The organism is Paenibacillus sp. MT86 (assembly GCF_058792535.1).
Window position 1 is genome coordinate 1,236,494 of sequence record NZ_CM179499.1, and the last position, 12,767, is coordinate 1,249,260.

The following is a 12,767-nucleotide window of genomic DNA, read 5'->3' on the forward strand; positions in this document are numbered from 1 at the left end:
TCCCTTTTTGCCGGATCATTTAGTGGATGTTATGAGCCCAAGTGAAGACCTTCTCCTGTTCTTCTTGCTTCGGTGTGGTCACAGCCTGACGGTTATCGAGTAGATGGGGCAGGATGTATTCTCCGACACGGTAAGCTTCTTCAAGCAGTGGAACGCCGGAGAAAATAAACGTCGAAATGCCCGCATCCTGATACTCTCTTAAGCGCGCCAGGACGGTTGCCGGACTGCCTACGATCGTTGTGCCCGGACCTGGTCGTACCAGACTCATCCCGGCCCATAAATCCGGATAAATTTCGAGCTCCCTCGCGTCTTTAGGAATTTGGCCGTTGTGATTGCGTAGCATGCGCTGCTGCCCCACCGAATCGCTGTTTCGCAGAACGTTTTGCATATGCTCCACGGTTTGCGGATCCATCGTCTTAAGCAGCCGATCCGCTTCTTGCCAAGCTTCTTCATCCGTATCGCGCACGATCAGATACAACCGGATGCCATACCGCAAAGTACGGCCTTGCTCGGCAGCTAAAGCTTGAAGATCTTTGATCTTCTCGGCAACTTGCGGAGGCGTTTCGCCCCAGCTCAGGTACGTATCGATATGCTTGGCTGCCGCGAGGTGGGCCGCTTGCGACGATCCGCCGAACCACAGGGGCGGCGTTGGCTTCTGCGTGGAAGAGAGCTGCAAGGCTTTGCCTTCGGCGGTAATATACTTGCCATGGAAATCCAGGCTTTCCCCGGCCACGGCTTGCTTCCACACCTGAATCCATTCATCCGTATAGGCATAACGTTCATCATGCCCAAGCGTCGATCCATAGGCGCGCATTTGCGCCGTGTTCCCGTTCACGATATTTAATAATACGCGTCCACCGGAGAAATCATCGAAGGTTTGCGTCATTTTCGCGGCGAGCACGGGGGAAATCAGCGGCGGATGCACAGCGATGAGAAAACGCATATTGTTCGTGCTGGAAATCAGGGAAGAGCCCAGCACCCACGTATCATGCGGGCCCGTTGCCAGCAAGGCGCCGGTAAACCCCAATTGGTCGACAGCCGAGGCAATCTGCCGTAGATAAGGCAAATCGATTTTGCGCGCACCCTCCGTTGACCAAGGACTGCGGCCATCCGGCGCGGTTAAATACCAGTACACTTCAACGTTCTCTTTGTGAGCAGCCATGCTATTCTCCTCCAATTTCTACGGGTACGGGCAGAACGGCATCGGAAACGACAATGCCCTTAGGCAAAATATGCTGCCTTGCTAACAGATCGGCAACCCGCTGCTGTTCGCTTATGAACTCCTCGGTAATCGGCTGCAGCCCCCAAGGTCTCCGCTGAAGCGCGGCTTCCCATGAATCCGCGGATGGCCAGTCGGGCAAGTCCCGGGCAAACAGCTCCGCCGCTTCGCGCGTGTTGTCTTGAATCCATTGATCTGCTTGCTGCAGCGCTTCAACGACGGCCTGAAGCAACTGCGGCTGATTCGTCGCGAAATCCCGGCTGGCAAACCATACGGAACGGTGGGAGATATGGGACTCAAGCGGCACCAGCGTGCGAACGAGGCCTTTGTTATGCAGCTCCGTCAGCTGCGGGTCGTTGCCGACCCAAGCCTCCACTTCGCCGGCCAGCAGTGCGTTTGCCCCCTTATTGCCTATATCCGCACGGGCGACATCATCATATAGAAGGCCTGCCTTATCGAGCGCAGTTGCCAGAAAACTTGTATGCCAGGACCCTTCGGACAGTGCAATGCGCAAGCCTTTCAAATCCGCAACGGATTGCACCGGCGATTCCTTGCGCACGACTAGAGCCCCGCTAGCGGTACGAGGATTCGATACCGCAACGTACACAATATCGATATCCGAAGCCTGCGCGGTTAAGGGCGGCGTAGACCCTGTACCTCCGAAGTCGATTTCGCCGGAAGCGATCCGCAGAGGCGTCCTCGCTCCGTCGGTGTAATCAACCCAGGCAACGGATGCGTTGTGGTCTTTAAGAATCTCTTCCAAAAAGCCTAAGCGGCGCAATACGAATAACGAATGATTATTGGGATGAACGCCGATGGTTACGTCTGCTTTCGTTTGAGTCATGTGAGGGACACTCCTTTGGCAATGTTTTGTTCAGCCGCGGCTAACGGTTCTGGAAGAATCCAGTCCCATACGTTGACGGGATGCGGGAGGAAACCATGCTCGAACAGGAACCTGCTCTGGGCATCAAGCGCCGTTAAATAGTCTTCCCGTAGTGCAGGTCGAAGCGAAATATTACGATAAGCGGAGGCTACATATTCGGATGAAGCGCCGGTTTCCTTCGTAACGACCCGAATGAAATCATCGGGATGATCTTTGGACCAATCAGCGGCACGAAGCAGCGAAGTGAGAATCTGTTCCACGACATGTTCCTGCTCCGTCAAGGCCGTATCGACCGTCACGGTTCGGGGCACGCCATTGTTGACTCGCACCAGCGGATCCGGATGGAACCCGAGCTCGATCACTTCCTTTAGGCCGACCGTACGGGAGGCCTCCAGTCCGGTAGCTCCTTTGACAAAAACAGCATCGATCTCACGCCGCTGCAGCGCCTCGATTTCGGTATTCCACGAATCCCTTCTTCCTTCACGAGCCGCTTCAAGATGGGTGATGTTGACGTCATCCAGCGTAAGGTTCGCCAGCGAGAGCGCATTATGAAACCCGCGAAGCGCTTGGGCTGCTCGAAAATCGATCTCCAAATATCCATGACGAGGAATCCCGATTCGTCTTCCGCGCAGATCGCCAGGCTCCTGAAGATCCGAGTCGGGAAGGGTGAGGATGGCTTGATATTCATCGACCCAACTTAGTCCGATCAGCCGCGTATCGCTCCCGTTTGAGCGTGCCCATAAAGCCGGAATGTTGCCTCCTTCCCGCACCAGGAAAGGCAAGGTGTGATTAAAATGCGCGTCAGGCAAAGCTTGACGGGTGTCTCTCGTTAGTTCCGCCGCCGTACATCCGGACTTTTCTAGCTCCTGATGAAGCAGCCCGAGATCGAGGGCCAAACTGGCTGCTGTCGGAACCGGGCAGCGTGTAATCCTAATTTCCTTCACGATTTCTTGCGGGTTATCGATGTTGGGCATGCTTTCTGGGCTCCTTTCTTTTTCTAGATATCAGAAAGTATAAACTTCGGTGAATCTGCTGCCTGATATCGCAAGAAAAACTACCGCTAAACGCGGTCTGTCTTCTTTGAAAGTACGTCGATAGACGTTTTTCTTACGATTTCACGTCTGGTCAAACGCTCGCTTGTCATCCACCTCCTTCAAGAAATGGTGATCGAAATCCCCTCCCAAGCGGGATGGTGTCAGACACCTATGACCCTTTCTTTAAGGGATAGGGGAGGTTTTCTGCTTCAAGTCGGCTTTCCACTTCGGTTATGCCCATGACCCGTTTCAGGATGTGATCGATGAATGCTGCCACTTCGGCATTTCCCCGTTGACGGGGGCGCGGGAAAGGGACGGCTCGATCCATCGCAATCCGCCCTTCCTCAATGAGCACCACGCGATCGGCCAAGACGACAGCCTCTTCGACATCGTGCGTAATTAAAACGGTCGTAAATGGCTGCTGCTGCCACAGCGATTCGATTAATTGCTGCATTTCAATGCGGGTCAATGCGTCCAATGCTCCTAAAGGTTCATCGAGCAGCAATAATTTGGGATGGCTGGCTAATGCTCTTGCTAAGGCGACTCGTTGTTTCTGACCGCCGGAGAGCACGGACGGCCATTCATTGGCCCGGGCTCCGAGCCCAACCTGATCTAAAGCGGCTTCCGCTTTATGACGGTCTTCTTTTCGAAGTCCGATCGCTACGTTATCGATGACCTTATTCCAGGGCAAAAGCCTGGCGTCTTGAAACATCATCCGGGTTTCGGTTTGCACCTGGTCGACCGGATGGTCATTGATCCATATGCCTCCCGACGTGGCGGGCTCCAATCCGGCGATCACGCGCAATAGCGTGCTTTTCCCGCAGCCGCTTCGCCCGATGATGGCTATAAACTCTCCCGGCTTCACGTCCAGCTCAATGCCTCGAAGTACAGGCTGTTCGCCAAAGCTTTTCTGTAATTGGGTTATACGAAGATGTACACCGTGGGTAGAGGATTTCAGGGTCGACACATCCTTTCAGAGCTTAGTTGTGATAATTCGGGTTCCATCGTAAGAACCGCCTCTCTAAGAGCTTCACGATGGAATCGGCCAGCTTTCCAAATAAGGCATACAGCACAATGGTCAGCAGAATGATATCGGTTTGCATGTATTCTCTTGCATTCATGGCCAGAAAGCCGATGCCCGAATTCGTAGCAATCGTTTCGGATACGATCAGGGTCAACCACATGATGCCTAAAGCGTAGCGGAGTCCGACTAAAATGGAAGGCAGGGCGCCAGGCAGAACGATTTTCCAGAAGAGCGAAGCGGTGCGCAGTCCGTATACGCTGCCCATTTCGATCAATCCGTTGTCCACGGAGCGGATGCCGTGCAAGGTATTGATGTAGACCGGAAATAACACGCCAACCGCGACCAAGAATATTTTCGACTCCTCGCCAATGCCAAACCATAGAACGACTAGGGGAATCATCGCCAGATGAGGAACATTGCGTACCATTTGAATCGTGGTATCCAACAATTTTTCGGCGATGGACGATAAGCCGTTGATAAAGCCCAGTACAAGACCGATCCCCCCGCCGATTAAGAAACCAATGAACGCTCTTTGGAAACTGATGGCGATGTGTTCGATTAACTTTCCAGATAACAGCAAATCCCTGAAAGAAAATAAAACGTCTTGAGGCAGAGGGAGGATTTTCCTCGAAATCACGTCAAGATTGGATAATATAGCCCACACAACGATCAGTAAGATGGGGAGAACCCAAGGCAAACATTTTCCGATGATGGGATTGGACATGAGCTTTCTCATCATTTCAACTCACCTAGCCTTCAAAAATAGGATCAAAAGAAAAAGGCCACAACGCCAGCACAATATCTGCTGAGGCTGTGACCTCCATTTGAATGGTCGGTATCATTTAATGTTTAATAATTCCTATAAGTTTAATATGGATTTGATTATACTTCCCGATTATGGTTTCGTCAACCGGAAATATGCGAGTCTATAGTCTATGGAGGAGGCTATGTTAAAATATGGCGTAATGTATATTCTCCCATACGGAAAATACGTTCTTAATTGAAGTGATATATAGGAGGGTTTCATATTAACAAAAAAATAGCCCTATTGTATGCTGTTCTTGTTGCTTCCCTCCTAACTTCCTGTTCGCCAAGAAACCCGGAAAAGATACGGACAAATTTGATGCTTCCGAAAAAGAACGGATACTAAATATAGTCGGACTTGAAGGCTGGAAAAGGGTTTCAGCATCAGACTTATTCAATTCATGATTGTTAGATTGAATAAATTAGATTGTATTCGTTGCGAAGCGTATCAATATTCTCTATAAGAACTCGCAGAAATATTGTTGAACGATATACATCGAGGAGGTTGACCCAACTAAATGAAAGCAAATATCGAAGGAATTCTCCATGTATTAGGAGAGCATCACAAGGAGGCCCACGGCATTCCGGAGGCGGACATTCAAGCAAAGGAACAAAGCTTGGGTTTCCCGTTGCCGACGGTGCTGAGGGAATATTATAAGATTTTGGGACAATCCCCGTATATCACTCAAGGGTGCAATAACCAATATGAACCGCTCCCTCTGCAGGATGTGTTTATTCCTGATGATACATTTTTTACGACAGATAAGGCATTTCTGATCTTCTATCAAGTAGAGGAGTCCGTAATATATTGCGGGATCCGACTTCAGGATTTGGAGCAGGAAGATCCACCGGTCTATTTGTGCGCGTGGAACTCTCCCGACTGGCAGCTGGAAAATCGATCGCTTCAACGTTTTCTCGCTGGCAAGGGACTCGTTCAGTTGGGCGTTGAGGATCGGCTGCCGTATTGGGCCATTTTCGATGAGAGCATGTGGAGCTTGTCCGACTATCGCAGATGCATGCGTCTGGAGGAACCGGAGTTTGAGATGGAGGAAGGGTCAGAGCTGAATGCATGGAAAATCTATCTGAAGGACGATGTGCTGATCGTGTTTGAACTCGACATATCCGAAGAGGAGACGGATGAACTGTTGGCTGTATACCTGGCGTCCTTTCAAAGAGCGACCATGGAAAAACTATTGAGCGAGATGGGGCAGGCAAGCAATTTGCCTGCGTTTCGAACGAATCTGTCAGCTCAGTGAGGGATTGAGGGAGCAAGTAAGAGGAGGCAAGTAAGAAGTAGCGGATAGAACGAACCTATTTGATGGATAATTTTTATGGTATATAAGTGGAGTGAGGGTGCTGCTAACATCCTCACTTCTGACAACACCGCTTTAAAGGGCGGTAAGAATTACAAGGTTCAGAAATAGGTCGTCACCCTTGCCTAGGATAAAGGAGACTTTCCCGTGAGCAGGTGCTTCTATTGAAACGTGCCGCTGGGTGTGCTGAGGGTAGTTAATTTGTTTAAAAAGTTAATTTTAAAGGTGTGTCGATTTTGTTGCATGTCGTTCGTCGAATAAATAGAGGCAAAAATAAATGCTTCAATCTTTTGCAAAAGGAGATATGAAAATGAAATTTCTTTGTTTGGGTTACTTGGATGCAGCGGAAATGGATTCTCGCCCCAAAGACGAGATTGAAGCGATCATGCATGAATGTCCGCCTCATCTGGAGAACTTCTACAACAGCGGCCAAGTCATTGTCGATGCCGGTCTTTCCTCCGAAACGAAATGCCTGCGTCGGGCGAACGGCAAGGTGAAAGTTATTGACGGTCCTTTTATCGAAACGAAAGAAATGATCGGCAGCGCTTTTCTGATAGAAGCGCAGGACATGGAGGAAGCAATTCGAATCGCCTCCTTACATCCGACCGTCCAGGTTAGTGCGGGGGAGCAGTTTGGATGGGGGATAGAAATTCGTCCGATTGATTACTTCAAAGGAATAGACTAACCGAATGGTTAGTTCGGTGATTCAATGGAAGGGCCGTCCCGCATAAGGATGGCCCTTAAACTTGCCGTTACAGACAGCGCGGTGAACCGTATCACAAGTAACGGCGAATGGTTGATATTGTTACGGTCTTGATTTGGGAAATATATTATACATTCGTTTGCATCTCGAGAGAGGTGCTTTTTTTCGTTTTAAGATTCCTTACGATCCCTTCACCAATTACAGCAAGATTTGAAAAGTAAGGGCAGGCTATTATTTGTTAAGTTATATTCGACAAACATAATAAGGAAGGGGCCGTAGCAAAAAAATTCAAAATAACCTCAATGGATGGTTGGAGTCGAAAACCTGTCATGTCGAGAAAAGACTTGGCGATCTTGTTATTAATACCTAGAAGTGGAGGAATCATCGTGAATATAGAGCACAATAAAGAGGGAAGTAAATCAATAATAACACCACATGTTCTCAGACGGTGGTCAGGATTTATGGCAGTAATAGCAGGGATACTATATATCGTCATTCAGTTTATTCACCCGACAGATGATATTTCTTCTGTGCACACAAACTCTTGGGTAGTGGTTGCATGCCTGACTATGGCTATGTCGCTCTTTAACCTGATCGGAATTACGGGATTCTATATAAGCCAAGCGAAAGAAACGGGGTGGCTTGGCTTGGTCGGTTTCCTTTTGTTCAATCTGTTCTGGTTAATCTCAATCATTTTTAGTTTCATCGAAGCATTCGTTTTGCCGTTGTTGACAAGTGATGCTGAGAAGTTTGTGGAAGGAATGGCTGGGCTCTTTGGAGGAACGGTTAGCGAGGCTAATCTGGGGATCTTCCCAATATTAGCGCCGCTCGCGGGAGTATTGTATATGCTAGGAGGTCTGTTGCTAGGCATCGCCACATTACGTGCCAGAGTCTTCCCTCGCCCAGCAGCAATTCTGCTGGCCTTCGCTTCTGTAGTGACCATTGCTGCCGCAATCATCCCCCATCCGTTTGATCGGGCATTGGCGATACCGATGGGAGTTGCTCTTATATGGATCGGATATATTATTTGGTCGGAACGTAAGTAAGCATCGAATTAGAGATGTCTTCGATCTTCCCTATTTGAATGAAATAATAGTTCCTCTGACGGTTTGGCTCCTCGGGCAACATTAAATTTCCAGATCGTCAGGGAGTTTCTTGATGGGTGCATAGATATGGTAGGTTGAATCCAGATTGTGGACGTCATTAAAAACCTGGATAAGCTCAATATCCGATTGATCAGACTCTTGCTTGGAAATCTTTAAGAATCTTGCATAGTCTGTTTTGAGCACTTCTCCAATATCAAGCAGGTCGCCAAAATAGTTGAACCTCGCACAAAAAATAGTCGGTACGTCAACCGTGAAATAAAAGGGTTCATGAATTTGAATGTCACTTGGGATTCCGAACAGAACCTTGAACCGGGTTGAATTGGGTTGACAGTTTGAATAAATGACAAAACAAGAACCATTTATGTTGTCATCAATATGATTCAACAGCATTTTGGAATGGGAGTGAATCTTCTTCTTGTAATCATCAGTGGCTAGATCTACTTCAAAGGCAATCCCGCTTATTCGGGTCTCTTTGAACTCTGTCAGTGTGAAATCCGTGACGACATCACCATTCATATTTTTAAATGGTCTTTTAACCACACTAGGTATTGGAGTCGGAGAGATTTTATTGAACCCTGCTCTTAGCGAACTTGGAGCTACGCCGTAATGTTGTTTGAATGCCCGGGTGAATGAGGCTTGCGCACCAAAGGCTAACTGATAAGCAATATCGGTTAGCGACAAGTTGTTGTTATGAATGAGTGATAAAGCGGCATTCAATCTTCTAGATAGGATGTACTGATTTAACGAACAGCCCATCATGGCAGAAAAAAGCCTATGAAAATAATATTTAGACATATTGAAAGTAAGAGCAACGGATGACACGGATAAAGGCTGTTCTAAATTCTCCTCAATATGAATCAATGCTTGCTCTATTATCCTATGATGGTTCATACTAACTCCCTTCGTCACGCGCTCTAATTTTTTGTGCTAAGTATACCACACGCGTTATACCGCTTAGAAGGCAATTCGCAATCCGCGAATTAGGGGGGGGAAATACGAAAAAACGGTCAGAATGACTGACCGATTCTGTCAGGGATAAGGGGTTATAATTGGTTATAAATAAGTCGATGTGTTATGAGCGGTGCTATACATATTGGATTAGGAGGAACGAAAATGGATTGGAATTACTATGATACGTTTATTACCGTTGCCGCAGATTGCCCCGTTGAGACTGGAACGAAGCCGCCAGACAAGAAAGACGGAAAAACCAAGCCGGGCATCGAGTTTGAGTTAATCACGAATCATCCGTATGGCTATACCCAGAAGGAGCTCTTGTACGAAGTGCATATCCGGCACAAAAACATTCCGGAGGCAGAGTTAGCCGAGAGAGGGAACCAGATTCGAGACGAGTTTTATATGAAGCCGCAACCATGCTTGAGAGCATCGATGCTCCCGAAGAAATACGGGTGGGGTATTCATTTCAATGCAAAGGGGCAAATCGCGATCGTTTCGGTGGAATCCCCTGATTATCGGCGCTTCGTGGAAGGAGCCTATGGGAATGTGAAGCTGCTAGCCGCGATGAGAAACAAGAGGAGGTGAGTGCAATCACAGGTTCAGTAAACACATGTTTGATTTGATCAGTGTACCCCATATACAAAAAAAACCACCCCCAAAGCCTACGACAAACGTAGTCTCTCTAGGGGCAGCTCCGTAAACCTTACATATAACAATTGCCTCGCTCTACAACTTACTTTGCACTAGGCAGCAATTTATTCAACAGGATCGCTGCAAGCGAAGCAGCCAGAATCGGCGAGCCCAGTAAATACTGCACGAACGTAGGCAGCGTGTACAAGAAATCTTTAGGAATGAGCACTAACGCCAACGTCAAAATCATCGGGATGGCGATAATGTACATTTCTTTTTCCCCGATTTTTTCGTTCTTCATGACCTGGATCCCGTTAATCGAGATGATGCCGCAGACGATGGCGAATACGCCGCCGATGACAGCCGTTGGGATCGAGGAGATCAATGCGGCCAATTTGCCAGAGCAGCCGAAGAGGACAAACCATCCGCCTACCGCCAGGAAGACCCGACGACTGGCCACACCCGTGATGGAGATGATGCCTGCATTCGTGGAATAGCCGGTAACCGGCGTGGAGCCGAGTCCGGAAGCAATCAGGCAGCTAATCCCTTCACCAATCACCCCACGGTTAATGTTCTTATCGGTTAACGGTTTATCAATGACATTGCTGATGGCAAACCATGTACCCGTCGTTTCTGCCAGCAGGACGAGATAAATAATGATCATGGTGATGATCGCCGAGAAGTCGAACGAGAAGCCAAAATCCTTAAACGGAATCTGCGGCATGCTGAACCATTTGGCGTTTGCGACAGCGCTGAAATCCAGCACACCCATAAAGTTGGCCGAGATACACCCGATAATAAGTGCGACCATTACAGACGTAACGCGGAATATCGCGCCTCTCGTGCGGAACAAAGAACCCAGGATCACGAACAGAATGAGTGCAGCCGCCGAGATCAAGGCCAGTAGCACGTTCTGATTGATGGTAGCGTCCGTGGCACCGTAGATATTGTCTCGAATAGCAACAGGTAATAACGACAGACCGACGATGAAGATGATCGTACCCCCGACAATGGGCGGGATGAAGGAAGTAACGATTTTATTGAAGATTCCCGTATACCCCAAAATAATCACGAGGATCGCACCAATCAAGCTCGCGCCCAGCACGGAACTCCAACCCATCTCTCCGCCGCCGCTGGCGGCATATATCGCGACAATCGCGCCGAGTGGAACATAGGAAGGCCCCTGCGCCATCGGCAGCTTCATACAGAAATACGTTTGCACGATCGTGGCAAGCCCGGCCGCAATAAACGTGGATTGAATCAATGCGCTGGACTGATTAGGCGCTAAGCCGATTAACATGGCAATCAGGAAAGGGACGACATAGACGTCCATCGCGACGACATGCTGTAAACCGAGAATGGCGGATTTCCCGAAAGATATTTTGCCGTCGGGGGGAACCGTTAAATGCTGTGTTTTTGTTTGCGTGTCATTTAGCTCTTCTGCTTGTGTTTTCACTCCGCTGGACACCTCGAATGTTAGGATGAATTGCTTTTTGAACAACCTCTATTATTCTTAACGCGTATGAACCTTTTCCCCTTGCACCCACACCTCGCGGATATGCTCAGGCCGTGCCAGATACATGATTTTCTGAAAAATATCTTGTATGTCTTCAAACTCGTCAAAAATCGGCAGCTTTGCGGATGGAAGTCTCGTATCGATCACCTGCACATCCCATGCGTAGTTTTCTTGAATGCGACCGATCGGCAGGCTCAGACTTTCGCCGCCCCCGGCCGTAGCCAGATAGAATGCTTCATGGACCGTAATCCTCGACTCGGGTACGCCGCGAGCTTCCGCAGGAAGGGAGGTATTCACGCCATCTTCCAGCATCCGCGAAGACATCACGGCTTGCCTTATATTATCGAAGAGACTGGGCGAGAAGCCGCCGGATAGATCCGAGCCTAAACCGATCTCGACCTTTTTGGCATGGAAGCGGGCGACCGGGATGACGCTGTTGGCGAAATACGCGTTGGATATCGGGCAATGGGCGATTGCGGTGCCGGTGTCAGCGAACAATTCAGCATCCTGATCATCAAGGAAATTACAATGAGCCATGACCGATTTATCGCGCAGCAGGCCAAAATCATGCAAGGCAAACGCATCGTTTTTCTGGAATCGATCTTTCACATACCCGTGCGCCCAATCGCTTTCGCTGCAGTGGGACTGCACATATGTGTCGTATTTGGCTGCCAGCTCGCCTAACCCCTTCAGCCCCTCATCCGTACAGCTTGGAATGAAGCGTGGGGTGACGACGGGATACACGCCTTGTTTTGTGGTTTTGGCGAGTTCCTGTACAGCGATGATAAATTCCTCCGTATCCGCCAGTGCCGTGGATGTGTCCGCATCGCGGTAGTAATCCGGATTCTGCTCGGGGTCGTCCATGACGACCTTTCCGACAAGTCCGCGCTGGCCCTTGCTCGCACAGATTTGGGCTAACAACAAACTGGCTTCTTTATGCACCGTGGCAAAATAAAGGGCTGTCGTTGTTCCGTTGGCCAGCAGGGTGCTTACCACATCGTCGTAAACCTTTTGCGCAAACTCCAGATCGGAGAATTTGGATTCCAGCGGGAACGTATAGGTATTCAGCCAATCATAGAGTGGAATGTCCAATGCGGTTCCGGATTGAGCCCATTGCGGGGCGTGAACATGCAAATCGACAAAGCCAGGCAGGAAATACTGTCCTTCCTCTAGTCGGTGAAAGCTGTCCGTGCCTTGATACGTATCCAGCAAGGATTGATAGTCGGCGTCTTCCGGTGCCACGACTCGCTCAATCATGCCGCCCATGTTGACGCAGTAAAGATAGTCTCTCAATACTTGAATTTCTTTGGGAGATTTGCTTGAAAAAGAAGTCCCTTGAAATAATAACATATATTTACTCATGTTTACCGCCTTAATGTTCGTTTTTTGGAGCGCTTTTGTCATTATAGTCCGTTAAAAAAGAGATGTCCATAGTTTAAAGGCGAATAGATGGAGCGTGGAACAAATCAGGTGACTGCTAGGATTGAGGAGATGTCGTTGTGGAATCATGAGGGGATAGGTTGAAAATGGAGTCTGATTATTTGTACGTGTTAAAATAGAACCATCATACGCTGTTATTGG

At 48.8% G+C, this 12,767-nt stretch carries 12 protein-coding genes; 4 read left to right on the top strand and 8 right to left on the bottom strand.

Features of this window, described 5'->3' with window-relative positions:
• Positions 1–19 precede the first annotated feature (19 nt).
• The 5 genes from AC3RCL_RS05235 to ssuC form a co-directional block, all read right to left on the bottom strand.
• Positions 20–1,162: an LLM class flavin-dependent oxidoreductase gene (locus AC3RCL_RS05235; RefSeq protein ID WP_492534731.1), complete on the bottom strand. Its 1,143-nt coding sequence runs from the start codon at positions 1,160–1,162 to the stop codon at positions 20–22.
• A gap of 1 nt (position 1,163) precedes the next feature.
• The gene (locus tag AC3RCL_RS05240; RefSeq protein ID WP_492534732.1) at positions 1,164–2,063 is read right to left on the bottom strand and encodes an aliphatic sulfonate ABC transporter substrate-binding protein; all 900 of its coding nucleotides are present in this window, start codon (positions 2,061–2,063) and stop codon (positions 1,164–1,166) included.
• Positions 2,060–3,076: an ABC transporter substrate-binding protein gene (locus tag AC3RCL_RS05245; protein WP_492534733.1), complete on the bottom strand. Its 1,017-nt coding sequence runs from the start codon at positions 3,074–3,076 to the stop codon at positions 2,060–2,062. The genes AC3RCL_RS05240 and AC3RCL_RS05245 overlap by 4 nt, the downstream gene beginning before the upstream one ends.
• 229 nt (positions 3,077–3,305) lie before the next feature.
• Complete coding sequence (locus AC3RCL_RS05250) at positions 3,306–4,103, bottom strand: ATP-binding cassette domain-containing protein (protein WP_492534734.1); 798 nt, start codon at positions 4,101–4,103, stop codon at positions 3,306–3,308.
• Positions 4,104–4,116: 13 nt separating this feature from the next.
• Positions 4,117–4,896 carry an aliphatic sulfonate ABC transporter permease SsuC gene (ssuC, locus tag AC3RCL_RS05255; RefSeq protein WP_492536265.1) on the bottom strand — a complete coding sequence of 260 codons (780 nt, stop codon included), beginning with the start codon at positions 4,894–4,896 and terminating at the stop codon, positions 4,117–4,119.
• 586 nt (positions 4,897–5,482) lie between these two features.
• Between ssuC and AC3RCL_RS05260 the strand changes: the two genes are divergently transcribed.
• The 3 genes from AC3RCL_RS05260 (at position 5,483) to AC3RCL_RS05270 (ending at position 8,026) form a co-directional block, all read left to right on the top strand.
• Complete coding sequence (locus tag AC3RCL_RS05260; RefSeq protein WP_492534735.1) at positions 5,483–6,220, top strand: SMI1/KNR4 family protein; 738 nt, start codon at positions 5,483–5,485, stop codon at positions 6,218–6,220.
• Positions 6,221–6,587: 367 nt separating this feature from the next.
• Entirely contained in the window at positions 6,588–6,962 is a 375-nt protein-coding gene (locus AC3RCL_RS05265) for a YciI family protein (RefSeq protein ID WP_213580333.1), read from the top strand.
• A gap of 404 nt (positions 6,963–7,366) precedes the next feature.
• Entirely contained in the window at positions 7,367–8,026 is a 660-nt protein-coding gene (locus AC3RCL_RS05270; protein ID WP_492534736.1) for a hypothetical protein, read from the top strand.
• Between the two features lie 81 nt (positions 8,027–8,107).
• Here AC3RCL_RS05270 and AC3RCL_RS05275 read toward each other — a convergent pair whose 3' ends face one another.
• The gene (locus AC3RCL_RS05275) at positions 8,108–8,977 is read right to left on the bottom strand and encodes a helix-turn-helix transcriptional regulator (protein WP_492534737.1); all 870 of its coding nucleotides are present in this window, start codon (positions 8,975–8,977) and stop codon (positions 8,108–8,110) included.
• A 222-nt stretch (positions 8,978–9,199) separates the two neighbouring features.
• Here AC3RCL_RS05275 and AC3RCL_RS05280 point away from each other — a divergent pair, with 222 nt between their 5' ends.
• Entirely contained in the window at positions 9,200–9,625 is a 426-nt protein-coding gene (locus AC3RCL_RS05280; RefSeq protein WP_492534738.1) for a DUF6157 family protein, read from the top strand.
• A 148-nt stretch (positions 9,626–9,773) separates the two neighbouring features.
• Here the strand turns inward: AC3RCL_RS05280 and AC3RCL_RS05285 are convergent, their stop codons facing one another.
• Positions 9,774–11,126, bottom strand: coding sequence for a uracil-xanthine permease family protein (locus AC3RCL_RS05285; RefSeq protein WP_492534739.1), 1,353 nt, complete (start codon positions 11,124–11,126; stop codon positions 9,774–9,776).
• Between the two features lie 57 nt (positions 11,127–11,183).
• Positions 11,184–12,548 (bottom strand): guanine deaminase, encoded by a 1,365-nt coding sequence (gene guaD / locus AC3RCL_RS05290; RefSeq protein ID WP_492534740.1) that lies wholly within the window; start codon positions 12,546–12,548, stop codon positions 11,184–11,186.
• Positions 12,549–12,767 lie beyond the last annotated feature (219 nt).